This is a genomic window from Bradyrhizobium quebecense, from assembly GCF_013373795.3.
In the GTDB taxonomy this organism is placed as follows: domain Bacteria; phylum Pseudomonadota; class Alphaproteobacteria; order Rhizobiales; family Xanthobacteraceae; genus Bradyrhizobium; species Bradyrhizobium quebecense.
Genome location: NZ_CP088022.1, coordinates 6,316,212 through 6,340,923, shown reverse-complemented (window position 1 = coordinate 6,340,923; position 24,712 = coordinate 6,316,212). Strand labels below are relative to the sequence as shown.

Below are 24,712 nucleotides of genomic sequence, written 5' to 3'. Positions count from 1 at the left end.
ACTGGTGCCGTACCCGCCCATCCGGGCGGTTGTCACATCTGTGACTGCTCGGCCGTATAACCGTAGTGCACTTGTTCCGCGACTTGGACTAGCTTACGGCCGACGGGGTATTCAAGGCAGACCGGAGGGATTTGATGGATACGATGCTGCTTCCGTTCTCGCCGCGCTTCATCGTGCTGACGATCTGCGCCGTCGTCACTGCACTCCTGTTGCTGGTCGGGATTTTCGACCACAAGGTCTTCAAGATCGTTGTGGTCCCGCTGGCGATCTTCGGCGCGCTGACATTGCTCGGCATCCGCGACCTGACGCAGAAGAACCATGCGGTGCTCCGCAACTACCCGATCTCGGCGCATGTCCGCTTCCTGCTCGAGGAAATCCGCCCGGAGATGCGGCAGTATTTCTTCGAGAGCGAGAAGGACGGCATGCCGTTCTCCCGCGATACCCGCGCGGTGGTCTATCAGCGCGCCAAGGCGGTGCTCGACAAGCGGCCGTTCGGCACCCAGGAGGATGTCTACCGCGAGGGCTATGAGTGGATGCACCACTCGGTGGCGCCGAAGCCGCGTGCCGACGAGAAATTCCGCATCACCATCGGCGGCCCCGACTGCACCAAGCCGTATTCGGCCTCGGTCTTCAACATCTCGGCGATGAGCTTCGGCGCGCTCAGCCCGAACGCGGTGCGGGCGCTGAATGCCGGCGCCAAGAAGGGCGGCTTCGCCCATGACACCGGCGAGGGCGGCGTCAGCCCCTATCACCGCGAGATGGGCGGCGACATCATCTGGGAGATCGGCTCCGGCTATTTCGGCTGCCGCAACCGCGACGGCACCTTCAATCCGGAGCTGTTCGCAAGCGTCGCGGGCGACGACCAGATCAAGATGGTCGAGCTCAAGATCAGCCAGGGCGCCAAGCCCGGCCATGGCGGCGTGCTGCCGGCTGCGAAGGTCTCCGAGGAGATTTCCAAGATCCGGGGCGTGCCGATGGGCGAGGACTGTATCTCGCCAGCCTATCACAAGGCGTTCTCGACGCCGCTGCAGATGATGGAATTCGTGGCCCAGATGCGCAAACTGTCCGGCGGCAAGCCGGCCGGTTTCAAGATGTGCATCGGCCATCGCTGGGAGTTCCTGGCGATCTGCAAGGCGATGAAGGAGAGCGGGCTCTATCCCGACTTCATCGTGGTCGACGGCAATGAGGGCGGCACCGGCGCCGCGCCGCTCGAGTTCATGGATCATCTCGGCATGCCGATGCGCGAGGGCGTCAATTTCGTCCACAACGCGCTGATCGGCATCGGGGCGCGCGATCGCATCAAGATCGGCGCTGCCGGCAAGATCGCGACTGCTTTCGACATGGCGCGCGCGATGGCGATCGGGGCCGACTGGTGCAATTCGGCGCGCGGCTTCATGTTCGCGCTCGGCTGCATCCAATCCCTGAGCTGCCACACCGATCGCTGCCCGACCGGCGTCACCTCGCAGGACCCGATCCGCAACCGCGCGCTCTACGTGCCGGGCAAGATCGAGCGCGTGTACAACTACCACCATTCGACCCTGCACGCGCTGACCGAGCTGCTCGCCGCCGCCGGCCTCGAGCACACCAAGGATCTGCGCCCGATCCACTTCTCGCAGCGGAGCTCGACCACCGACGTCCGCACCTTCGCACAGCTCTATCCGACGCTGCGCCCGGGCGAACTGCTCGAAGGCACCCAGGATCCCCGCTTCCGCGACGCCTGGGCAATGGCGCGCGCGGATTCGTTCCAGCCGGCGGGGTAGGGGGCGCGGTTTTGGTTCACCTCTCCCGCTTGCGGGGGAGGTCGCCGCGCATAGCGCGGCGGGTGGGGGCTCTCTCCACGATGTGACACGCGGAGAGAGCCCCCACCCTAACCCTTCTCCGCAAGCGGGAGAGGGGACGCAGTCCCGATGCTGCCAACGCCGGGGCCCTATCTTGTCACGCAGCTGGCGCGCCGAACCATTTGGTCAGCGCCTCGGCAAGGCCCAACTGACTCCGGTCTCCGACCCACGCCACATATCCGTCGGGCCGGACCAGCACCGCGCCGGGCGCCGGCACCGTTCCGAGCGCGGGAATCTCCCACGCGCCGGCGTAATCGGCGTCGACCAGCTGAACCCGGTCTCCCCATCCCGCGACGTCGAAGCTGTAGGGTTCACCAAAATTGAGCAGCACCGGCCGTGCGCCGTGCAGCAGCGCGAAGACCCGCAGCGGGCCGTTGGCCGTCACCAGATCGAGATCGGGCATGCGCCGTCCGAGCAGCGGATGGCCGTCGCCGAGATCGTAGTGCAGGTCGAGGCCCGACATCATCGCGGCGAATTTTCGGCGCGGCTCGTCCATGCGCAGCAGTTCGGAGACGATCTCGTGCACCGCCTTGCTGCGCGCGTCGGTCCGGCTGAGCGCGACATGCGCCATGGTGTTGCGCAGCACGCGGGCCGCCACGGGATGCCGCTCGGCCTGATAGGTGTCGAGCAGGCCGTCCGGCGATGTCTGCTTGACCACCTGGGCGAGCTTCCAGCCCAGATTCGCTGCGTCCTGCACGCCGATATTGAGGCCCTGTCCGCCCATCGGCGGATGCACATGGGCGGCATCGCCGGCCAGCAGCACGCGCTGCTTGCGGTAGGTCACCGCCTGCCGCGTCATGTCGGTGAAGCGTGATATCCAGACCGGACTGTGGATGCCGAAATCGGTGCCGTAGACCGCGGCCAGCCTCCCGCTGACGTCGCGCAGGGTCGGCTCCCTGTCGGTGCCGAGTTGCCCTTCCGTCAGCACGAGCCGCACCCGTTCACCGTCTTCCACCTTGCCGATGGCATAGATGCCGGTGTCGTCCTGGCGAAAGCCCCATTCCGGTTCGTCTGACATCTCGGCCTCGGCGATCAGCCAGCTCCTGGTCGGATCCCATCCGGCGAATTCGATGCCGGCCGTCTTGCGGACGATGCTGCGGCCGCCGTCGCAGCCGACCAGATAGCGTGCCCGGAGCACCTGGCCATCCGACAGCGCGACATCGACGCCATCCTCGTCCTGCGTGAAGCCGGTCACGTCGCGTCCGCGCTCGATCGGCACCGCCAGTTGCTCGGCCCATTCGCCAAGCACGCGCTCGATATGGTTCTGCCGCAGCCCCAGCGTGAAATTGCGCCGGGTCGGGAAGTCGCTGATCCCCAGCGGAACCAGATGGGAGTGGAACAGCACCGCTGGATGCCGCGTCCCCAGCGCGACGAAGCGGTCGCCGATGCCGCGCTGATCGAGCACCTCGATGGTGCGTGCGTGCAGACCGCCTGCCCGCGCGCCGATCAGGTCCGGATTCTCGCGCCGCTCGACAATCGCAACGTCAACGCCGGCCAGCGCCAGCTCGCACGCCAGCATCAGCCCGGTCGGCCCTCCGCCGGCAATCACCACAGCATGTTCCCGCATCGCGCACTCCTCCGTTCGATTGGGCGCGCGTTCTACGGGATGACCCCGGGCTTGCGGCAAGCCCGGGGGGTCTACATATATCTGAGTGGGGAGAGGGCGTTGGCGTGGCCGTGCCCCAACCTCGGTCAATCCGTCATTGCGAGGAGCGAAGCGACGAAGCAATCCATGCTTCCGCGCGTGCGGAACTATGGATTGCTTCGCTTCGCTCGCAATGACTTCGGGATCAAAACTCGCCGTGGATGCGGCCGGAGAAGATGTGCACCGGGCCGCGATCGGCGTTGTAGGCGGGGTTGGTGATGAACTGATAGTCCGCGGTCAGCGTCAGGCTCTTGTTCACCTGGTAGGCATAGTAGGTCTCGAAGATCCGCTCCGGACTGTAGTTGAGCGCGCCGTCGCCGATCAAAAGGCCGAGGCCGCCGGCGGCGAGGTAGTCGCGATGCGCTGACGACAGTCCGTTGACCGCGCCGCCGATGCCGATCGTGTCGTTCGCCCGGCCCCAATAGCTGCCCTTGATCGACACGCCGCCGGAGACGCTGCGGTCGACATCGGTGAACGACAGGATCTCGTTCCGGCCGTCGTTCCAGCTCAGGCGGCCGAACAGGCCGACATCGGTTGCGATCTGCTGCTCGCCGTTCAGGTAGAAGCCGTACTTGGTGTTGTCCTTGCGGATACCGGCCATCACGTCGTTGATGTCGAGCTCGGGGTTGGCGTCCTCGATCGCGAGCGCTTGGGCGTAATTGCCGGTGTTGCCGCGATTGCCGAACACGCCGACACGCAGCTTGCCGGGTTGATCGAAGATCGAGTAGCGGCCTTCGAATTCCACCACCGCGCCGCCATTGTTGGCGTTGGAGACCAGCACGTCGCTGTTCGGTGCATTGGGCACCTGGAACACGCCGGCGCGCACCGCCCAGTCCTTGCGGTTGAGCTCGACCACGGCGCCGCGGGTGTACCCTGGCAGATCGGCCGGGAAATCGTAGGCCGCGGAGGCCCACATCGCCCAGTTCATGAAGTCGGCGCGCGGATCCTTGGCGTAGGAATTGCCGTCGAAGAAATCGCCCACCGCAAAGCGGCCGACGATGATCGTGAGGCGGTCGATATCGCGCTTGCCTGCGATCTGGTTGGGGCCGTCGGGGACGTCTTCCTGTTCGCCGCCGAAGCCGAAGGTCTGCTTGAAGTAGTAGCGCTGCGGCCGGATCTTCGGGAACGCCGCGCCGGCCTTCTGCGCCTCGCCGTTCGAGAAGCCGGCTAGGCCGAGCGTGCCGTTGAGGCCAAAGCCCTGCGCCGTCTCCGGATTGAAGTAGAACTCGCCGCCTTCCCAGAGCCGCACGCCGAGAAACGCCGTCGTGGTCCAGGTCTCTTGCACTTGTCCCGCACCCGGAAGGCTGTTGGTGCCGGTATAGGGCGCACGGAACGACGGATAGCCTTGCGCGAGCAGCGTCGTCTGTCCGTGCACGCTCCAGTCGCTTGAGTCCGGCAGCGTGGTCCGTGTCGGCGTCGCCGACCAGGGCGAGTCGCCGAGCTGGTAGTTCAGGCCGAATTTCAGCAGGTGAATGCGCGGGTCGATACTGACGCTGGGCATGCCGAAATCGTTGAGACCGAGCGTGCGGCGCGACAGGTCGATGTAGTCGTATTCGACCTTGGCCGTCCAATTGCCGCTTACCGCGAATTCGGCACCGGCGCCGACCGTCCAGCCGGTCTGGTACTGGCCGGGCTGCGAGATCACCGTGCCGCCGGCATCATTGACCCTGACCTCGGTGTGTCCCCAGGCGAAGCCGCCGGTCACATAGGGCATCCAGGGGCCGAAGCTGTAACCGGCGCGGCCGCGCAGCGTGCCGACATAGTCGATCGACGAATTGAAGGGCCCCAGCACGCGCCGCGGCAGGTCGATCGGGCCGGTGAAGGTCGCATCCGCCTCGATGCCGAGCACGAAGCGGTTGGCGAATTCCTTGTTGTATCCGGCCTGGAAGCCGCCGATCCCGCCGGTGATCGTGGGCGGAAAGAACACGCCCTGTTCCAGGATCGGATTGGTGCCCGGACCCAGCGTGCCGTCGCCATAGCCGACATGGCCGCCGACGTAAAAGCCGGTCCAGCTGTAGACCACCTTGGCGGCAGGAGACTTAAGGGGCAGATCGGCCGCGGCTGCCGGCGTGCCGAATGCCGCCGCGCCGAGCGCTGCGCCGGCGGCGATCCGAACCCGGAAGAGACGGACGCAGGTCATGACGCGGCTTTCCGCGAACGGTTGGCAGTTTCGCCCGGCATTGCAGATTTGGCGGCCACTTGCCACCCGAGATTTGAATTCATCGCCCGCCGTCCCCGGTCCGATCCGTGTCGTCCCATCCAAAGCCAGATCAGCACCTAGCATCCCCTGTGGCTTGTTGCAAGTAATTCGCAATAGCAACTGAGGTGCGCCCGATACCTCTCCGATTTGCACGCCACTATGACAGTCGCGTAACACCCCGAGGCTGTGGGCCTCATCCGCTGCGATCGACCGCGCAGCTGTGGCAAATCGGTCGAAATCCGACCGTTCAATCGAGGCCACCATTGTCTTCGTCCCTTGTCTTGATGAATGCCGGCTGCGATGGCCTGCCGAGTACGACCCTTGCGCCGGCCCGTTCGACACATCGCGCCATGGACAGCGCCGTCCGCAGCTCGGCGCCTGAAATCTTACGTCGCTGATAAAGCGCGGTTGCGCCGCGCAGGATGGCGCTTGCCAGCCTGAACAACACGATCGCGCCCCATCGCCGGCCGCGGCCAGGCGCGGTCACGCCCCCACCGTGGCGAGCTGGACGATGCGCAGCAGCACGAGGCCGGCAGCGACGACGAGGTAGCCGCGTAGCACCAGCATCCAGATCCGGCTCAACGGGCTGAGCCGCGCCGGCGGCAGCCGGTCGAGCGGCGGCATCCGCCAGGTGTCGCGGTCGAACAGCGGCGGCTTGTGCTTGAAGCGGGAGGATGCGCGACCGTGCGACAACATCTCGTACAGTTTGACCGCCGCGGTGACTGCGAGCGCGAGCAGGCTGCCGCCGACCAGGATGCCGATGATCCATGCCTCGCTGAGATCCGGGAACAGCACCGCGGCAGTCAGGATCACCGACAGCATCACGAGGCCCGCCACCACCGCGCCCGTGAACAGGTTCAGCCGGGTCGAGTTGATCCAGGGCCCGAGGATGTGGCGGTCGTTGCACAGCAAGAGCAGGAACACGGTCGCGCTCGGCAGTAGCACGCCGGCCAGCGTCTGCACCGCGTTGGTGAGCAGTCCGAGCGGCGTGCCCGGCGTCAGCACCAGCACGGCGGCGAGCACGATCAGTCCGCAATAGACGCCGTAGAAGCCCTTCGCATCCCACGGCTTGCGGTGCAGCGAGTGCTTGACCGCGAACACGTCACCGATCGCATAGGCCGTCGACAGGGAGACCGCGGCCGCGCCGATGATGCAGGCATCCAGCAGTGCGAGGGCAAACAGCACCGCCGGCAGCCGCCCGGCATATTTCTCCAACCCGACCGCGGTCCCCAGCGCGTCGGTGTAATTGCCGAATTCGGGCTTTCCGGTGAACACCTCGGCGCAGAACGAGATCATCGCGACGGCGCCGACCACGACCAGCACGATGCCGATGCACAGATCCATCCGCTCATAGCGGATAAAGCGCGGCGTGATCCGCTTGTCGACGATGTAGCTCTGCTGGAAGAACAATTGCCACGGCGCCACCGTGGTGCCGACGATGGCGACGATCAAAAGCATCACCTCGCTGAGCTTGGCGTCCTTGGGCATCTTCGGCACGAAGAAATCAGCCGCGATCTGCCCGACCGGCGGATGCACCATCAGGATCACGGGCACCAGCAGCAGGCTGCCCGCGACCAGCACGATGCCGAAGCGTTCGAAACGGCGGAAGTCCCCGGTCGAGACCGCCAGCATCACGATAACAGCCGAGGCCAGCACGCCCCAGAACTGCGAGACGCCGAGAAAATGAAGCGCGAATGTGATGCCGATGAACTCGGTGACGATGGTCAGCGCGTTCAGCACTAGGAGGTCGATGACGCTGAAGGCGCCCCAGAACCTGCCGAAGCGCTCGAAGATCAGCCGCGCATGGCCGACGCCGGTGACGGCGCCAAGCCGCACCACCATTTCCTGGTTGACGTAGAGCACGGGGATCAAAAGCAGCAGCGTCCACAGCAGCGTGGTGCCGTAGTTTTGTCCGGCCTGGGTGTAGGTGCCGAACGCGCCGGCGTCGTTGTCGCCGACCATCACGATCAGGCCGGGGCCGACGATCGCCAGCAATGTTTTCAGCCGGGCCAGCAGTGTCGCGCGCGGCGCAGTGTCGTCGCGCGCGATGCTGCCGAGCGCGCCGTGGATGTCGCCGGCATGCGCGCTATCGAGAATGGCGGTCTGGGCGGTCTTGCTTTCGGTCATTTCGCGTCTCCTCGCCGCCGTTCGGGCACGGCGGGAGGGACGCAGGCGTCGTCAGGCGCGCACGTCTCCGCTGCCGTGAGCAGCGGCATTTCCAGATGTGGTGCAGTTCAGGAATCCCGTTGCAGCGCCTGACAGCCGCGCAACGGGGCAACTAGGTCCTTCGTCCATGTCGGCCTCCTAAGCGCACCGCCGCGGCTTCGCCGCGGCGCGACGCGCGCTTGTTTCACGCGGGCCAAAATGCCGGCCCGCGCGTCGCTGCTGATCAAAGTCGCCGCCGGTGTCGTCGATGGTCCACCGGCATTCCAGGTGGCCGTCGATCAGGACCCAATGACAGGCCGGGGTTGGACGCCGGCGATCCGCCGGGCGGCGAAAACCCGGCAGGTTGTCATTGGAATAGGTGGCCGGAATCGTCCACGGCGCGACGCGCTGGGGTTGAAACGGCCGGAATTTTGCGAGCTTTTCGAACATCGCTCACCTCCACTTCCGCTGTCGCGCGGCAGGCCGGTGAGGAGCAGGCGGTTACGTGAGGCGTGACCACCCATCCACGCAGGCGAAATCTGCGCGATCAGTCTTGCTGTGTTGCGGCGTCAATAGTCCCGTCAGCGGTCTACTGTCGCCTGAGTTGCTACTGCCCATGTGCCTTCTGTGTTGGCTCGTGGTCGGGTTGATGTCCGGGGGCAGACCCCGGTGCGGAACGAACGTTCCGACGATCGGGCACTACGCCTGCCACAATGGCCTGTCAAGGCGATTCTGCTATCCTCCGGGGAGGATCATGATTATCCTCCAGGGAGGATAGGAGAACCGAATGTCAGACGACCATCCGCACGCTGCGATCGCCCGGCGCCTGAAGCGTGCCAACGGCCATCTCGAGACCATTGTCGAGATGATCGAGCGGGGCCGGCCCTGCGCGCAGATCGCCCAGCAATTGCAGGCGGTGGAGAGTGCGATCGAGAGCGCCAAGAAGGCGCTGATCCACGATCACATCGGCCACAGCCTGGAGGAGACGCTGAAGGCATCGGGCCCGAAGGGCCGCAACATGCTGCGCGACTTCCGGCTGATCGCAAAATATCTGTGATCGCTGCGTTCAAGAATTGACCCGCCCGGGGGGATCGCCGGACGGGTCGTGTGCGACACGGGGTGGATGAGGACCCGTGCCGAACGCAGGATCCGCAGCCCTAGAGCCTATTCGGCTCTAGATTCTTGTTTGACGTGTTTTCTTCACGCGAACCGGTGCCCACTTCGCTCGAAAACACTACGAAAATCCCGTCGATCAGTAGCAGGAGCGCACGCGGCCGATGTAGTTGCCGTAGGCGTCGAACTGGCGCACCCAGGCGCAGCGCCGATAGCCGCCGTCGTAATAGCCGTCACTGGCCGCGATCGCGCTGCCGACGATGGCGGCGCCGACGAGGCCCGCGCCAACGCCCCAGCCCCAGCCATACGGCTTGGCTTCGGCCTGCGACGTCGTGGACGCGATGGTGCCGGTCACGGCGAGCGCGGTGAGGGCGAGGGCGGCAAACTTGGTCTTGATCGACATGGGATACTCCATCCTGTTTGAGCGCGGCGCCGGTATGGTCCGCATGCCCGTTGGACGGAGGCTTTTCGGTTCCGGTTCGAAGGCCGAGCCGGAAATATGGTTTCGTGGATTGTTTCGTTGCCTCCGCCAGGACCCGGGTCAGTTGCCCCGAAATACGCCCGGATCGAACCTGTCGACGTCGGCCAGCAGCTCGCAGAACGCGCGCGCGCCGTGCTCGAGCAGCTTCTCGCCCTTCTCGGCCGAGGCCTTGTTCGCATCGCCGATCGCGCCGCTCGGATTGAGGTCCTGCGCCTGCCAGGCGAACGGCGCCGGCCGCTGGGTCGACAGAAAGCGGTGATCCTTCTCGATCTGCACGCTCGTGGGCTTGAAATCCGCGATCGCATCCTTGCGCACATGTTGCGGATACTTCGCCAGCATGATCGAGGTCTCGACCGCACCGCCATGGATGCCGTGGCGCAATTCGTCGGCATCGAACAGCCCGTCGGGCGTGCCGAAGCGCGACCAGCTCGTGGTCACCACCAGCATCTTGTGTTGCGCGCGCAGGTCCTGCGCCACGAGCTGCATCGTGGCGGAATTGCCGCCATGGCTCGTCACCATCACGAGCTTCTCGACGCCGGCGCGCGCCACGCTCTCGCCGAGCGCCATCCAGCTGTTCAGCGCGACCTTGGTCGGCAGGGTCAGCGTGCCCGGAAAATCGATGTGCTCGGTGGAGATGCCGACCGGTTGCAGGGGCAGGAACGTCGCCGGGATGGCCGCCGGCAGCAGCTCCTGAACCCGCGCCAGATACGCCTCGCCGATCATGACGTCGGTTCCGAGCGGCAGATGCGGCCCGTGCTGCTCGGTCGCGGCCAGCGGCAGCACCGCGATCCAGCGCGCGGCCGCACCCTCGGCGAGGTCGGGCCAGTGGATAGCGGTCCAGTCACGGGGCGGAAGCTGAGAAGTCATCGAGCAAGTCGTTTCAATACAAGCGTTTCATGGGATGGATTTGCAGGCTAGTTTGTTTAACATCAGCGAGGCGTTCGCGTCTCCGGGCGCGGTCCACGTCTTCCCGCCTTCCATCATGGGCCATAATGATCGACGGAGTCCAACCATGATCCCGGCCTTTTTGCCGCGAGCGTTAACCACGGCCCTTCTGGCCGCCACCCTCGGCGTTTCCGCAGGCTTCCTCCCGGCGCGGGCGCAGACGCTGGACAAGGTCTCGTTCGGCACCAACTGGGTCGCCGAGGGCGAGCATGGCGGGTTCTTCCAGGCGCTCGCCGACGGCACCTACAAAAAATACGGCCTCGACGTGTCAATCGTGCCCGGCGGTCCCAACGAGAACAACCGCATGCTCTTGATCGCGGGCAAGCTCGACTTCTTCATGAGCGCGAACTCGTTGCAGACCTTCGACGCCGTCACCAACAACGTGCCGCTGGTCGCCGTCGCGGCGATGTTCCAGAAGGACCCGCAGGTCTTCCTGACCCATCCTGAAGTCAAGGTCAGCAAGATCGAGGATCTGAAGCCGCTGACGCTTTTGATCTCGAAGGAAGGCATCACCAGCTACTTCCAGTGGCTGAAATCCGAATACGGATTCGACGAGAACAAGGTGAAGCCCTACACCTTCAACCCGCAGCCCTTCATCGTGAACAAGCAGACCGCGATGCAGGGCTATGTCACCTCGGAGCCCTTTGCAGTGGAGAAAGCCGCCGGCTTCAAGCCGAACGTGCTGCTGCTCGCCGATTATGGCTTCAACTCCTATTCGACCTTGATCGAGACCCGCCGTGACCTGGTCGACAAGAAGCCGGACCTGGTGCAGCGCTTCGTCGATGCTTCCGTTGTCGGCTGGTACACTTACGTCTACGGCGACAACTCGGCCGGCAATGCAATGATCAAGAAGCTCAATCCCGAGATGAACGACGAGCTGCTGGCCTATTGCGTCGCCAAGATGCGCGAGCACGGCATCGTCGATTCCGGCGATTCCATCAAGAACGGCATCGGCGCGATGACCGACGAGCGGATGGCGAGCTTCTTCGACAAGATGGTGCGCGCCGGCGTGGTCAAGAGCACCATCGACTATCGCCAGGGCTACACGCTGCGCTTCGTCAACAAGGCGGTCGGCGTCGAGCTCAGGCCGAAGAACTGACGGGTGCGGACGCGCGATGGCGGAGCCTGCGTTGTCTGGACCTGATGCCGGATGGGCTGTGCGCCTGCGCGGCGTCACCAAGACCTATGACAGCGGGGTGATGGCGCTCGGGCCGCTCGACCTCGATGTTCGGCGCGGCGAGTTCGTCTCGCTGCTCGGCCCCTCCGGTTGCGGAAAATCCACCGCGCTGCGCCTCATTGCCGGCCTCGCCGCCCCAAGCGCCGGCGTGGTCGAGCTTGCCCATCCCGATGTGGAGCCGCGCGGCAGCCACAGGATCGGCTTCGTGTTTCAGGAGCCGACGCTGATGCCGTGGGCCAATGTGCGCGACAATGTCCGCCTGCCGCTGAAGCTCGCCCGGCTGCCTACGACCGACGCCGAAGCGCGCATCGATGCTGCGCTCGATCAGGTCGGGCTCGCGGAATTCGCGGCCGCTTATCCGCGCGAATTGTCCGGCGGCATGAAGATGCGGGTGTCGCTGGCGCGCGCGCTGGTCACCGATCCCGACATTCTCCTGATGGATGAGCCGTTCGCGGCACTCGACGAGATCACGCGCTTTCGCCTTAACAACGACCTGCTGTCGCTGTGGCGGAACCTGCACAAGACCGTCATCTTCGTGACGCACTCGGTGTTCGAGTCGGTCTATCTCTCGCAGCGCGTGATCGTGATGACGGCGCGTCCGGGCCGGATCGGCGCCGAGTTTCGCATCACCTCGCCCGAGCCGCGCGGCGAGGAGTTCCGCACGTCGGCCGAATATGCCGCGTTCTGCCGCGAGGTCTCAGGCGCGCTGGCGCCGTCTTATGCAGGGCAGGCGGGCGCATGAAGTCTCCGCAGGACCTCGTCCGCTTTCTGCTTCCGCTTGCGGTGTTTGCCGCGGGCCTTGTGCTCTGGGAGGCGATCGTCCGCGCCTATGGCATCCAGCCCTATGTGCTGCCGAGCCCGCTCCTCGTGCTGAAGACGCTGGTTGCGGACTGGCCGGTGCTGTCGCAATCGCTCGGCGTCACGCTCCTGACCACGCTCGAAGGCTTCGCCGCCGCCGCGGTCGGCGGCGTCGTGCTGGCGCTGCTGTTCAACCAGTCGAAATGGCTGGAATATTCGTTGTTCCCTTACGCGGTGGTGCTGCAGGTCACTCCCGTGATCGCGATCGCGCCGCTGCTCCTGATCTATCTGCAGCAGCAGACCGCGGTGATCGTCTGCGCCTGGATCGTGGCGTTCTTTCCGGTGCTGTCGAACACGACGCTCGGCCTCAACTCGGTCGATCGCAACCTCGCCGGATTGTTTCAACTTTATGGCGCATCACGGCTGCAGACGCTGCTGTTGCTGAAGCTGCCTGCGGCGCTGCCCTATATTCTCGGCGGCCTGCGCATCGCCGGCGGGCTGTCGCTGATCGGCGCGGTGGTGGCGGAGATCGCGGCGGGCAGCGCCGGCGCCGGCTCGGGCCTTGCCTTCCGGATCGCTGAATCGGGCTACCGGCTGAATATTCCCCGCATGTTCGCAGCACTTCTGCTGCTATCGCTGGCCGGGATTGTCATCTATGGGGTGCTGGCGTTAGTTTCGCACCTTCTGTTGCGGCGTTGGCATGAAAGCGCGTTAGGAAAGGACAATTGATGGCCCCGATTTCTTCCGAAAAGATCGATCTGTTGATCTATGGACCGATCCGGCCAATCCTCGAAAACGGCTTTTCCGATCAATACGTGCTGCACCGGGCCGAGAGCCGCGGCGACCTTGAGCGCCTGACGCCCGACACGATGGCCAAGATCCGCGGCATCGCCGTCACCTATCACACGATGGCGACCGACAAGACCGCGATGGCGATGTTTCCGAAGCTCGAGATCGTCGGCAGCTTCGGCGTCGGTTACGACCACGTCGATTCCGGTTATGCGCGGGATCACAATATCGTGGTCACCAACACGCCCGACGTGCTGACCGAGGAGGTCGCCGACGTCGCGATGGGCCTGTTGATCGCGACGCTGCGCGAATTCGTCAAGGCCGACCGCTATGTGCGCTCCGGCCTGTGGCAGACCCAGAATTATCCGCTCAGCGTCGGCTCGTTGCGCGATCGCAAGATCGGCATCGTCGGCATGGGCCGGATCGGCCAGGCGATCGGGCGCAGGCTCGAGGCCTCGCGCGTGCCGGTGTCCTATCATTCGCGCAATCCGTCCAAGGACGTCGCCTACAAGCACTATCCCGATCTGATCGAGATGGCGAAGGCGGTCGACACCTTGATCGTCATCGTGCCGGGCGGCGCCTCGACGGCGAAGATGATCAACGCCGACGTCCTGAAGGCGCTCGGCCCGCGCGGCGTGCTGATCAATGTCGCGCGCGGCTCCGTCGTCGACGAGCCGGCGCTGGTCGCGGCGCTGAAATCCGGCACCATCCTGGCCGCCGGTCTCGACGTGTTCGCGGCCGAGCCGAACGTGCCCGACGAATTGAAGGCGATGCAGAACGTCGTGCTGCTGCCGCATGTCGGCTCGGCCTCGGTGGTGACGCGCAATGCGATGGACCAGCTCGTGGTCGACAACATCAAGAACTGGTTCGCCGGCAAGCCGCCGCTGACGCCGGTTGCGGAAACGCCGGTGAAGGGGCGCTGATGTCGCTGTCCCGCTTCAGCGTCGTGCTGCTTGTGCTGCTGGCCGCGTGCGGTCAGGCCGCCGCGCAGGACGCGTCGACGTTGAAGAAGGACATGATCGGGCAGTGGGAGCTCGCCACCACCGAGCGCAGCAAGACCTGCGTCGTGACGCTGAAGAGCGATGCGACGCCGCAAGGTTTCAAGCTCGAGCTCGAGCCGGCCTGCGCCGCCGCGTTGCCTTTCACCAAGGACATCACCGGCTGGAGCATCAAGGGCCTCGGCGACATCGTGCGGCTGCAGAATGCGGCCGGCGACGCCGTGATCGATTTCACCGAGGTCGAGACCGGCATCTTCGAGGGAATGCGCACCAACGAGGGCGTCTACATTCTGCAAAACCTCGCAGCTGCCCGCGCGCTCGCCAAGTCGATGGACCAGATGATCGGCGACTGGTCGATGGTCCGCGGCAACGGCCAGGCGATCTGCGCGCTGGTGCTGACCAACACCGACGCCGGCAACGACAATTTCCAGCTGTTCCTGAAAGGCAAATGCGATCCCGCGGTCGTAGCCTTCAACCCGACGCTGTGGCGGCTCGACCACGGCCAGATGATCCTGATGTCGCCCAAGGGCGAGACCTGGCAGTTCGAGGCCGACGACAACGCCCAGTGGCGCCGCGTCCCCGACAGCGCCGATCCCCTGATCATGCTGCGGGAGCAATAGAACGCAACGCGGGTCGGAACCTCCGCTTGAAAAGGGGAGGTCGCTTTGCTCGTGAAGCAAGGCGGGTGGGGATCCGTTCTCTCCGCTTGCAGCTGTGTCTGCGGCTGACCCCCATCCCGACCTTCCCCCCTTCAGGGGGAAGGTGAAGGATCCCCAAGCCCAGATGTGCTTTTTCGCCTCAAAATAATTCCCCACCCCTTGTCGATCCGGCAGCTGCCGGATCGTCGTCTCCAATAGCGAGCCGATTTCACCGCGATTATCCCGTGGCTTGCCGCAAACAGGAGCAGTTCATGCGCTTTATGTCGATCGTCACCTCGCCCCAGCCGCCCGCACAGCCGACCCCGGCGCTGCTGGACGCCATGCACAAGCTCGCCGACCGCGAGATCAAGGCCGGCCGCATGGTCGATACCGGCGGGCTGATGCCGCTCGCGACCGGCGCGCAGGTCCGCATTGTCGATGGCCATCTCAGCGTCGTCGATGGTCCGTTCGTCGAGGCCAAGGAAGTGATCGGCGGTTACGCGATCTTCGAGCTGGGCAGCAAGGAAGAGGCGGTGGCGCTCGCGGTCGAATTCATGCAGCTCCACAAGGATCACATGCCCGGCTGGCAAGGCACCTGCGAGGTCCGCGCCTTCGCAGGCTTTGCCGGACAGTGTCCCGAGTGAGCCGTAGGAGGACAGGCGATGCGCTTCATGTATGTCCTGGTGGCCGAGAAGCCGATGCTGCCGAACCCACCATTGCGGGAGGCAATCGGCAAGCTCGCCGAACGCGAGATCGCGGCCGGCCGCATGCTCGATACCGGCGCGCTGTTGCCGCGGACGGCGGGCGCGGAAGTGAAGATCAAGGATCGCAAGCTCACCGTCACCGACGGCCCTTTCATGGAGGCCAAGGAGGTGGTCGGCGGCTACGCCGTGTTCGAGCTGAAGGACAAGGAGGAGGCCGTGGCGCGCGCCGTCGAGTTCATGCAGCTTCATCTCGACCATATGCCGGATTGGGAACTGTCGTGCGAGGTTCGCCCCTTCATGGACTGCTGACGGTCGCCTCCGTCGCATGCCGGTGGTCGGCGTGACGGAGGACGAGGTCAAGCGCACCATCCTCGGTGTGTGGCGCATCGAGCAGCCGCGGCTGATCACCAGCCTGTCGCGAATGCTGCGCGACGTGCCGCTCGCCGAGGATCTGACCCAGGAAGCGCTGATCGCGGCGCTCGAGCACTGGCCGCTCAGTGGCGTGCCGGAGAAGCCGGGGGCCTGGCTGATGGCGACCGCCAAGCGGCGTGCGCTCGATCATGTCAGGCGCAACCGCATGCTGACCGGAAAGCACGGCATGCTTGCGCATGATCTGGTGCGGGAGCAGGAGACCATGCCCGATTTCGATTCCGCGCTCGACGACGATATCGGCGACGAATTGTTGCGGCTGATCTTCACCGCCTGCCATCCGCTGCTGTCGCGCGAGGCGCGCGCCGCGCTGGCGCTTCGGATGATCTGCGGTCTCACCACCGAGGAGATCGCGCGCGCCTTCCTGCAGGCGGAGGCGACCATCGCCCAGCGCATCGTGCGCGCCAAGCGCACGCTGTCGGAGTCAGGTCTTGCCTACGAGACGCCGCGCGGCGCCGCGCTGTCGGAGCGGCTCGCCTCCGTGCTCGAGGTCGCCTACCTGATCTTCAACGAGGGCTACACCGCGGCAAGCGGCGACGAATGGCTGCGGCCGCAGCTCTGCAACGAGGCGTTGCGCATCGGCCGCGTGCTGAGCTCGATCGCGCCGCACGAGCCGGAGGCGCACGGCCTGCTGGCGCTGATGGAATTCAACGCCTCGCGGATGGCGGCGCGCACCGACGCGGCCGGCGAGCCGATCCTGTTGATGGACCAGAACCGCGCGCTGTGGGACCGCCTGCAGATCCGCCGCGGGCAATTGGCGCTGGCGCGTGCCCGCGAGCTCGGCGGCGCCGGCGGCTTCTACGCGCTGCAGGCCGCGATCGCCGCATGCCACGCCGAGGCCGACACGCCTGACGCTACCGACTGGCGCCGTATCGCCGCGCTGTACGGCGATCTCGCCGCGCTGCTGGATTCGCCGGTGATCGAGCTCAACCGCGCGGTCGCGATCGGCATGGCCGAAGGGCCGGTTGCGGCGCTTGCGATCGTCGACGGTCTCGCCGACGAGCCGGCGCTGAAAGCCTATCATCTGCTGCCGAGCGTGCGCGGCGATCTGTTGCACCGGCTGAGCCGCTTCGCGGAGGCGCACGCCGCGTTCGAGGCCGCTGCAGCATTGGCCGGCAACGCACGCGAGCGCGAGTTCCTCAAGCGGCGCGCGGCGGTCGCGGCACGCGCCGCGCAGGATCACGGCCAGTCGTGAAAAAATACATCGCGATCTCGATGAAAAACGTAATTGCGTAGCCCGGATGAGCGCAAGCGACGGGGAAGTCAGGAGGAGCTATCTCGCGTCACGGGCAAGTGCAGCCTTGCCGCGCAGCCCCCACAGCAGCAAGATCGATGCTGCGATGATCGCAAGACCGATTGAGATGAACCCGGCGGTCACCAGCGTTTCCTGCCACGGCGCGGCACCACGGTCGGCCGCAGTGACCGGCGAAAGTGCGCCGGTTCCGAGCACGGCGGCGAGCGTCGTCACGGCCCAGTTGCCGTATGTCCCGCACAGCAGCGCCCAGTAGGCTGCGACGCTCGCGCGGGGCGGCAGCCTGACCTCGCTCCAGATCGCGCCGACCGCGAGCAGGAACGTACCGTTCATCACGCCTTCGAGATGCGCTGCGAGCGCCATCCGCACATTGCTGAAGTGCTGCTCGAGAAGGCCGGTCAACAGCCCGATCAGGAACAGGGCCATGCCGTGAAAAAGCAGACGCCGCCGATAATCCACTCTCGCCTCTCAAATAGCTTGCCTGAAGATCGGCCGATCATAGCAGAAAGTACGAAGGCGCCCCACCGGCGGTCTGGACCGTAGCCTGGGCTCTCCGTGTCCCGCCGAGCCTGCGGCGGACGCACCGGGGCGGGGTTGGTGCCAAGCGGCGCCGGCCGGAGGCCTGGCGCAAAAGTCCGGCGGTTGTTGCCGGCGGCAACCTATGACACCATCCCGATTCCGGTTTGTTTTTTGACTTTGGAAGCCTATGCCGCGTCGCAAATATGCCTGGGAGAAGCTCACGGATGCGCAGTTGCTCGAGCAACGCCTCAGCAGTCTGAGGGTTGCGGTCGAAGGCACCTGGCTCGCGGATTGTGTCAGCACGCTCTACGAAGAGCTCGAAGAGCGCGGCATCCGGCTGCGGCCGCACACTTGGATCTCGAGCGAATGGTTCAGCCCGGCCGATGTGCCCGGCATCGCCATTCCCTTCTATCTCGCCCATCCCCGTCTGATGAAGCTCGAGAAGAAGATGATGCTCGACGTCGAGGGCGCCTCGTGGTCCGAGTGCATGGCCATTCTCCGCCACGAGGCGGGGCATGCCATACAGCACGGCTACCAGCTGCAACGCCGCCGGCGCTGGCAGCAGCTGTTCGGCCCATCGTCGCAACACTACCCGCGCTACTACCGGCCCAATCCGGCCAGCCGCAATTACGTCCAGCATCTGAGGCTGTGGTACGCGCAGAGCCATCCGGACGAGGATTTCGCCGAGACCTTCGCGGTGTGGCTGCGGCCGCGCTCGAACTGGCGGACGCGGTATGCCGGCTGGCCGGCGCTGAAGAAGCTCGAATATGTCGACGAGCTGATGGGCGAGATCGCAGGTGAGCGGCCGTTGCTCACGACGCGGGAGCGGGTCGATCCGCTGCATACGCTGAAGCAGACGCTGGGCGAACACTACAAGAAGAAGCAGGCGTTCTACGCCTTCACGCCGCCGAAGACCTACGACCGCGATCTGTCCAAGCTGTTCTCCGCCGATCCGCGGCATCAACGGCATCCGTCGGCCGCGGTCTTCATCAGGCGGCACCGCGCCCAGATCAGGCAGCTGGTCGCGCGGTGGACCGGCGAGAACCAGTTGACGCTCGATGCCGTGCTCGATGACATGATCCTGCGGTGCCGCGAGCTCAATCTGCGTGCCGTCGGTCCCGAGCAGAAGCTCGTGACCAATTTCACCATCCTGCTGACGGCCAAGACCATGCACGCGCTGTTCGGCCCGTCGCGCCGCAAATGGATCGCGCTATGAAACACTTTCGCATTCTGGTGCTGATGCACCCGGACTGTGTGCCGCCGGACTCCAGCGACGGATACTCCGCGCGGGAAATCAACGAGTGGAAAACCGAATACGACGTGGTGAGTACCCTGCGCGCGGCCGGCCATGAGGTTCGTCCGCTCGGCGTGCAGGAGGAAATCAAGCCGGTGCGCGACGAGATCGAGGGCTTCAAGCCGCACGTGGTGTTCACGCTGCTGGAGGAGTTTCACTACGACGTCGTGTATGACCAGCACATCGCGAGCTATCTCGAGCTGATGAAGATCCCCTATACCGGGTGCAATCCGCGCGGCCTGATCCTGGCGCGCGGCAAGGATCTGTCCAAGACGCTGGTGCATCACCGCCGCATCCCGGTGCCGGCCTTCGCCGTGTTCCCGATGCGCCGCAAGGTCAAGCGGCCGCCGCGGCTCGCGCTGCCGCTGATCGTCAAGAGCCTGAGCAGCGATGGATCGCTCGGCATCTCACAGGCGTCGATCGTCGATACCGACGAGAAGCTCGCGGAGCGAGTCGCCTTCATCCATGAGCGGATCGGAACGGCCGCGATCGCCGAGCAGTTCATCGAGGGACGTGAGCTCTATGTCGGCGTGATCGGCAACAACAGGCTGCGGGTCCTGCCGGTTTGGGAATTGAAGTTCGGCAGCATGGGCGGCCCCGCCGCACGCCAGATCGCCACCGAGAAGGTCAAGCACGATACCAGCTATCAGGAGCGCATCGGAATTGCGGACGGGCCGGCCGAAGATCTGACGCCGGAACTATCCGCCCATATTCAACGGCTGGCGAAACGCATCTACCGGACCTTGGGGCTCGATGGCTACGCGCGCATCGACTTCCGCCTGTCCACCAACGGCGTTCCGTATTTCATTGAGGCCAACCCCAATCCCGAAATCGCCAAGAGCCAGGAGTTCGCGACAGCCGCCGGGCATGATGGACTGGACTATCCGGTTCTGCTGAATCGCATTGTTGCGCTCGGGATCAGCCGGGCCAAGGCCGGCGTATCTCTGGGCTGAAACGAAGCTCTCGATTCTTGTTTTGACGCGTTTTCTTCTCGCCAACCGGCGCCCACTTCGCTCGAAAGCGCCTTAAAGGCTGCGCTGCATCAGGTGGCGTCGCGCGTCCCTGGGGATGAACATCGCAAACGTTTCCCTAACGCGCGCCGCCGGGGTCGCGGTGGCCGTGGTTGCGGGAGCGGGTGCCGCCTCCGGACGAAACGCATCCGATTCCGGCCAGCGCCGTGCAATCACGTCGCTCACGGGAGTCGCCCTGAGCAAGCCGTCGCTGCGGCAGGCATCGTAGACGTACAAAACGGCAAGAAAAATCGATGCGACAACAAGGATCGTCCTGAAAATCGGCATTGTGATTGCGCCTTCTTGATTGAGGCGAACAATGCCCGGTCACGGTGAACCGCGCGTTTAGCGCGCTGGCCGATCGGCCGATACGGTTCCCAACTCATGAACGGAAGCTTGCGTAAACGGCTCGCTTACCAATGCCTTCAAGGTTGCGGCAACCAGCTTTCCTCACCGGCGGGAAAGAAGTCTCTGGCATCAAGAGACCAACAAGAAGACTGAGGAGGCACCATGTTCGTCGCCATTCGAGTCATGATCCTGATCGCCAGTGCTTACGCCGGCTCGGCCGTTGCAGAGATGCAGTTCGCGCCGCTGCCGAGCCTTGCGGCGTCGTCCGCGCCGTAGCACCGGCAACCGACGAGTGCCCCGGCGCTTTACGCCGGATTGGGTGTTGCCGCGGCAACCCCGATTGCGCGGGCTGCGTTTTCCGTCATCCGGGTTGCCGTCAGCCGCAGGAAATACAGCGACAGTCCTGGATTGCGTTTAGCTTCAGCCCGACGACGCGAGCGCGAGGCTACGCGAATGGCGCGGCCCTTCGCCGATTTTACCTTGGCGGAGACGATGGCCGGGCGTGCCTTGCCGAGCCGGGCTGCACCGGGCGAACCCTTTCTGAGCAGGAGTGCGAGTCGTTTGCGTGTGCGGCTCGCCACGGACCTTGCCGCCTGCTGGGCCGCCTCCGCCTTGCGAATGAGCGTGGTCACGGCAGATGCCGGTGATGCAGAGACGAAAGCGACATCCTTCGACTTCGACAGGCCGCCGGTTCCTTCGCAAGGCGCTTCGCTCGGTAGATCGATACGAATAGCGAGCGTGTCGACGCTCTCGATCCAATCCTCAGCCTTGGTCCCGGTGATGATCCGGACATAGTCGCGGGTCTCGCGCGGCAACTCGCTTTGCCTGGCGAGCCACTTCTGGACGCGGCCGCTGCCGGCGTTGTAGGCGGCAGCCGCAAGGCCGAGGTTGCCGAAATCGTCGCGCAGCTTGCGCAGCAGCTTGGCCGAAGCAGGCAGGGCCTTGAGCGGATCGAAGGGATCGTCGAGCCCGACTTCCGCGGCCGTCTCGGGCATGAACTGTGCGACGCCCTGCGCGCCGGCGTGGCTGACTTCGTTCGAACGAAAGCGGCTCTCCTGCCAGATCAGGCGCGCAAAGAACGCAACGGGGATTTCGCTCGCCTGGGCCGCGTCCTGCAAGGAGTGGCAGAACGTTTCGATCGCGGACGCCTGCGGCTCGGCCGCGGCATCGCGCGGCTCGATCGCAGGCGCCCGCGCCTCATCCTCGACCGTCGCACCGGGCGCTTCGCTGGCATCGGCGCTTTCGATGAAGCGGGCGGCGAAAGGAACGGCGTCCGTTGTAGTGTCGTGCGAGAACGTGGGGGCTTGGACTGTGGGGGTGTTGATTGAACTTGGCGAACGATCGACGTCGAGCATCAAGACAAGAAACGCGGCAAGCGCCGCGATGATGAATCGCATTTGCTTCGAGAGGCCTGAACTGTGATGTGAACTGCGCGCAAATGCGCTTCGGATGACGACTTTTTAACGGGTCGATTGCGGCGATGCCGCGATATCAGCTGTTCCACCGCAGAACTCGGCCGCCGTTTGCATTGGAACTTCGACGCTTTCCGTAACTTTACGGAATGGAGCCACGTTGGGATACGCGATGTTTCGACATTGTTTCGTTGCGCGTTTTGCTTTTGTACTTTTGCTTGTCTCCGCCGCGCCAGTGATGGCGGCGGGCCTCGATGCCGCTGCGATCAACGACGCAGTGGCGCCACCGGGAAAATTGCCGGGCCGACACCAGGTCAGCGCCTCCATTGCCAAGCTCGAAATTCTGCTCGATCGCGCGCATTTCTCTCCCGGCGAAATCGACGGCCAGCTCGGCGAGAATGCGCAGAAGGCGCTCACGGCGTTTGCCGGGGCGAATGGACTGTCGTTCGACAAGGCCGTGACGCCGGATCTCTGGAGCAGGCTCGCCGCCGCCAGCGAAGGGGCCGTGATCGTCAAATACACGATCGCGGATGCCGACGTAAAAGGGCCCTTCCTGAAGCAGGTCCCTGCGAAGATGGAGAGCATGAAGGACTTGCCCGCGCTGAATTACACCGGCCCGCGCGAGGCGCTAGCCGAGAAATTCCACATGAGTGAGGCGCTCCTTCAGGCGCTCAATCCAGGACAGAAGTTCGACAAGGCCGGTGACAGCATTGCGGTCGCGAACGTTATCGACGCCGGAGGTTCAGCGCCGGTTGCACGCGTCGAAGTCGACAAGACGCGGCAGACGCTCGGCACATTCGACGCCGCAGGGAAGCTCATCGCCTTCTATCCCGCAACGGTCGGCAGCACTGAGAAGCCGACGCCGAGCGGCACGTTGAAGGTGACGGCGATCAACAAGGACCCGACCTATCGCTACAATCCAAAATACAGATTCAAGGGTGTCAAATCGAAGAAGCCGTTCACGATCAAGCCCGGCCCGAACAATCCGGTCGGCTCGATTTGGATCAACCTCTCGGCAGAAGGCTACGGCATCCACGGCACACCCGAACCCGGCAAGGTTTCCAAGGCCGTGTCCCATGGTTGTGTTCGGCTCACGAATTGGGATGCGCAGCGGGTCGCGGCCGGTGTCGCGAAGGGGACGCCGGTTACGTTCGTGGAGAGCTCGCGATAATGCGATTGACGCAGGAGGAGCCGCGCCGTCGTCGCAAATCGCTGCCGCCACGGCGGCACCGAGATTGACAGGTATGGCAGGGATCGCGGATGGTGCGGTGACAGCCGCATCCTGATGGGGCGCAGATGCATCTCAGACATTTGGCCGTGTCGACGCTACGGGGGCTGTCGCTTGCCGCGCTGATCTGGTCAGGTGCAGCCCGCGCAGAAGGGGCCGCCGATCCGGTGTGGCCGACCCGGCAATGGCAGACGACGACGCCGGAAGAGCAGGGGATGGATTCCGCCGCGCTGGCGCGGCTCGTCAACTTTGGCGCGGCTCACAGTTTCGATAGCCTCCTGATTGCGCGTCATGGCCGGATCGTGCTCGACGCTTACTATGCGCCGTACACGCCGGAGATCCCGCATCTGATCAATTCAGCCACCAAGGCGGTGACCGGCACGCTGGTCGCGATGCTGCTCAAGGATAATTTGCTCGACAGCCTCGACCATCGCATGGTCGATTTCTTCGGCGACCGCACCATCGCCAATCTCGATGACCGCAAGCGGGCGATCACGATCCAGACCATGCTCGACATGACCTCGGGGATGGCCTGGACGGAGGGCGTCGAGGGCGGCAGGCCGGACTCGCTGATCGAATGGGGGCGCAGCCCCGATGCGATCCAGTTCATCCTGGACCGTCCGATGGCGAAGGCGCCGGGCGAGGCGTTCTACTACAACACCGGCAATCCGCAGTTGCTGGCCGCGATCATCAACAAGCTCACCGGCGTGAGCGCGCGGGACTATGCGGTGACGAAATTGTTTCGCCCGCTCGGGATTGCCGCGCCCTACTGGCACAGCATCGGGCCGGGGCTGACGCAGGGCGGCGGCGGGCTTCTGCTCGCGCCGCGCGACGCCGCCAAGATCGGGCTGCTCTATCTGCATGACGGCGAATGGGAAGGGCAGCGGCTGCTGCCGTCCGGCTGGGTCGATCGCATCAGGCACGCGACGACAGAGATGCACGCCTCGTTCGACCCGTCCCTGCGCTATGCCAATTTCTTCTGGGTGATGCCGAAGCAGCAGGCCTTCATGGCGGTCGGCGACCGCTGCCAGCTGTTCATGATCTTTCCCGCGCTCGACATCGTCACGGTCGTGACCGCGCGCGACTACTGCTCATTCGGCAGGATGGCCGACGACATTTCCGGCGCCGTCAAGTCCGACACGGCGCTGCCGGTGAACTCCGCCGGCGGCAATCAGCTCGCCGCGGCGCTGCGCGACAGCGCGACGGAAAAGCCGTCGGCGGCCGGTGCGGTGCCCGAGATTGCGGCGGCCATCTCGGGCAAGACCTGGCGCTTCCCGCCCAACGGCCTCAATCTGCGGGCGCTGACGCTGTATCTGACCAATCCGTCCGCGCACTACGAGCTGGAAACAGCGACGCCGGATGCGGCGAGGCCGGTAGTCAAATTGGCGGGACCGATCGGGCTCGACGGCACCTATCGTCTCGGCCAGCCAACGCCGCTCGGCGTGATGGCGCTGAAGGGGACGTGGCAGACCGCTGAGACGTTTGCGATCGACCTGCGTCTGGTCGGCGGCGATACCGATCACAGATGGCTGCTCACGTTCGACGGCGGCAAGACCAGGCTCAGCGGCAAGGATCGCTTCGGCCACGATGTGCAAGTCGATGCGGAAGCGCAGGGCGCGCAATAACGATTCGCTATTTTGAGGCTACGCGTACGGTGCAATGACGGTGATATGGTCACGCACCCGGCTTTCCCTGCGCCCTCTGTTCAAGAGAGAGGGCGAAACAAAATGCAAAAACTCGGACAAGGAT

22 protein-coding genes are annotated in these 24,712 nt (G+C 64.9%); 14 read left to right on the top strand and 8 right to left on the bottom strand.

Going from position 1 to position 24,712, the window contains the following annotated elements; genetic code table 11:
- Positions 1-134: 134 nt before the first annotated feature.
- Positions 135-1,760 carry an FMN-binding glutamate synthase family protein gene (locus HU230_RS30565; protein ID WP_176528632.1) on the top strand — a complete coding sequence of 542 codons (1,626 nt, stop codon included), beginning with the start codon at positions 135-137 and terminating at the stop codon, positions 1,758-1,760.
- A gap of 175 nt (positions 1,761-1,935) precedes the next feature.
- On the opposite strand, the gene HU230_RS30560 is transcribed toward HU230_RS30565, so the two are convergent.
- The 4 genes from HU230_RS30560 to HU230_RS30545 all read right to left on the bottom strand — a co-directional run bounded on the left by HU230_RS30560 (position 1,936) and on the right by HU230_RS30545 (position 8,278).
- Positions 1,936-3,405, bottom strand: a complete 1,470-nt coding sequence (locus HU230_RS30560) for an FAD-dependent monooxygenase (protein WP_176528633.1) — start codon at positions 3,403-3,405, stop codon at positions 1,936-1,938.
- A gap of 223 nt (positions 3,406-3,628) precedes the next feature.
- The gene (locus HU230_RS30555) at positions 3,629-5,623 is read right to left on the bottom strand and encodes a carbohydrate porin (RefSeq protein WP_176528634.1); all 1,995 of its coding nucleotides are present in this window, start codon (positions 5,621-5,623) and stop codon (positions 3,629-3,631) included.
- Positions 5,624-6,166: 543 nt separating this feature from the next.
- Positions 6,167-7,810, bottom strand: a complete 1,644-nt coding sequence (locus HU230_RS30550; RefSeq protein WP_176528635.1) for an NRAMP family divalent metal transporter — start codon at positions 7,808-7,810, stop codon at positions 6,167-6,169.
- A gap of 177 nt (positions 7,811-7,987) precedes the next feature.
- Complete coding sequence (locus HU230_RS30545; RefSeq protein WP_176528636.1) at positions 7,988-8,278, bottom strand: hypothetical protein; 291 nt, start codon at positions 8,276-8,278, stop codon at positions 7,988-7,990.
- A 337-nt stretch (positions 8,279-8,615) separates the two neighbouring features.
- Between HU230_RS30545 and HU230_RS30540 the strand changes: the two genes are divergently transcribed.
- Positions 8,616-8,885, top strand: a complete 270-nt coding sequence (locus HU230_RS30540) for a metal-sensing transcriptional repressor (RefSeq protein ID WP_176528637.1) — start codon at positions 8,616-8,618, stop codon at positions 8,883-8,885.
- 195 nt (positions 8,886-9,080) lie between these two features.
- On the opposite strand, the gene HU230_RS30535 is transcribed toward HU230_RS30540, so the two are convergent.
- Together HU230_RS30535 and HU230_RS30530 are read right to left on the bottom strand one after the other, a co-directional pair.
- On the bottom strand, positions 9,081-9,344 hold the full coding sequence (locus tag HU230_RS30535) for a hypothetical protein (protein ID WP_176528638.1): 264 nt from the start codon (positions 9,342-9,344) through the stop codon (positions 9,081-9,083).
- A 138-nt stretch (positions 9,345-9,482) separates the two neighbouring features.
- Positions 9,483-10,289, bottom strand: a complete 807-nt coding sequence (locus HU230_RS30530) for a creatininase family protein (protein ID WP_176528639.1) — start codon at positions 10,287-10,289, stop codon at positions 9,483-9,485.
- A gap of 145 nt (positions 10,290-10,434) precedes the next feature.
- On the opposite strand from HU230_RS30530, the gene HU230_RS30525 reads away from it, so the two are divergent.
- The 8 genes from HU230_RS30525 (at position 10,435) to HU230_RS30490 (ending at position 17,095) form a co-directional block, all read left to right on the top strand.
- A complete protein-coding gene (locus tag HU230_RS30525) occupies positions 10,435-11,466 on the top strand; it encodes an ABC transporter substrate-binding protein (protein WP_176528640.1) in 1,032 nt (343 codons plus the stop codon).
- 16 nt (positions 11,467-11,482) lie between these two features.
- Positions 11,483-12,286 carry an ABC transporter ATP-binding protein gene (locus tag HU230_RS30520; protein WP_176528641.1) on the top strand — a complete coding sequence of 268 codons (804 nt, stop codon included), beginning with the start codon at positions 11,483-11,485 and terminating at the stop codon, positions 12,284-12,286.
- Positions 12,283-13,071 carry an ABC transporter permease gene (locus tag HU230_RS30515; RefSeq protein WP_176528642.1) on the top strand — a complete coding sequence of 263 codons (789 nt, stop codon included), beginning with the start codon at positions 12,283-12,285 and terminating at the stop codon, positions 13,069-13,071. The genes HU230_RS30520 and HU230_RS30515 overlap by 4 nt, the downstream gene beginning before the upstream one ends.
- Positions 13,071-14,054, top strand: a complete 984-nt coding sequence (locus HU230_RS30510) for a 2-hydroxyacid dehydrogenase (protein ID WP_176528643.1) — start codon at positions 13,071-13,073, stop codon at positions 14,052-14,054. Before HU230_RS30515 ends, HU230_RS30510 begins: the two co-directional genes overlap by 1 nt.
- Positions 14,054-14,749 (top strand): AprI/Inh family metalloprotease inhibitor, encoded by a 696-nt coding sequence (locus HU230_RS30505; protein ID WP_176528644.1) that lies wholly within the window; start codon positions 14,054-14,056, stop codon positions 14,747-14,749. The genes HU230_RS30510 and HU230_RS30505 overlap by 1 nt, the downstream gene beginning before the upstream one ends.
- A 290-nt stretch (positions 14,750-15,039) precedes the next feature.
- On the top strand, positions 15,040-15,411 hold the full coding sequence (locus tag HU230_RS30500; RefSeq protein ID WP_176528645.1) for a YciI family protein: 372 nt from the start codon (positions 15,040-15,042) through the stop codon (positions 15,409-15,411).
- Positions 15,412-15,429: 18 nt separating this feature from the next.
- A complete protein-coding gene (locus tag HU230_RS30495) occupies positions 15,430-15,780 on the top strand; it encodes a YciI family protein (protein ID WP_173640245.1) in 351 nt (116 codons plus the stop codon).
- A gap of 16 nt (positions 15,781-15,796) precedes the next feature.
- Complete coding sequence (locus HU230_RS30490; RefSeq protein ID WP_176528646.1) at positions 15,797-17,095, top strand: RNA polymerase sigma factor; 1,299 nt, start codon at positions 15,797-15,799, stop codon at positions 17,093-17,095.
- Positions 17,096-17,173: 78 nt separating this feature from the next.
- On the opposite strand, the gene HU230_RS30485 is transcribed toward HU230_RS30490, so the two are convergent.
- On the bottom strand, positions 17,174-17,611 hold the full coding sequence (locus tag HU230_RS30485; RefSeq protein WP_224943726.1) for a styrene oxide isomerase: 438 nt from the start codon (positions 17,609-17,611) through the stop codon (positions 17,174-17,176).
- A gap of 247 nt (positions 17,612-17,858) precedes the next feature.
- Here HU230_RS30485 and HU230_RS30480 point away from each other — a divergent pair, with 247 nt between their 5' ends.
- Together HU230_RS30480 and HU230_RS30475 are read left to right on the top strand one after the other, a co-directional pair.
- Positions 17,859-18,887 carry a putative zinc-binding metallopeptidase gene (locus HU230_RS30480; RefSeq protein WP_176528647.1) on the top strand — a complete coding sequence of 343 codons (1,029 nt, stop codon included), beginning with the start codon at positions 17,859-17,861 and terminating at the stop codon, positions 18,885-18,887.
- On the top strand, positions 18,884-19,918 hold the full coding sequence (locus HU230_RS30475; RefSeq protein WP_171947882.1) for a D-alanine--D-alanine ligase family protein: 1,035 nt from the start codon (positions 18,884-18,886) through the stop codon (positions 19,916-19,918). Before HU230_RS30480 ends, HU230_RS30475 begins: the two co-directional genes overlap by 4 nt.
- Positions 19,919-20,628: 710 nt before the next feature.
- Here HU230_RS30475 and HU230_RS30470 read toward each other — a convergent pair.
- Positions 20,629-21,720, bottom strand: a complete 1,092-nt coding sequence (locus HU230_RS30470; protein WP_210284158.1) for a lytic transglycosylase domain-containing protein — start codon at positions 21,718-21,720, stop codon at positions 20,629-20,631.
- Positions 21,721-21,973: 253 nt separating this feature from the next.
- Between HU230_RS30470 and HU230_RS30465 the strand changes: the two genes are divergently transcribed.
- Together HU230_RS30465 and HU230_RS30460 are read left to right on the top strand one after the other, a co-directional pair.
- Positions 21,974-22,906, top strand: a complete 933-nt coding sequence (locus HU230_RS30465) for a L,D-transpeptidase family protein (RefSeq protein ID WP_338077307.1) — start codon at positions 21,974-21,976, stop codon at positions 22,904-22,906.
- Between the two features lie 146 nt (positions 22,907-23,052).
- Complete coding sequence (locus tag HU230_RS30460) at positions 23,053-24,588, top strand: serine hydrolase domain-containing protein (protein WP_224943721.1); 1,536 nt, start codon at positions 23,053-23,055, stop codon at positions 24,586-24,588.
- Positions 24,589-24,712 lie beyond the last annotated feature (124 nt).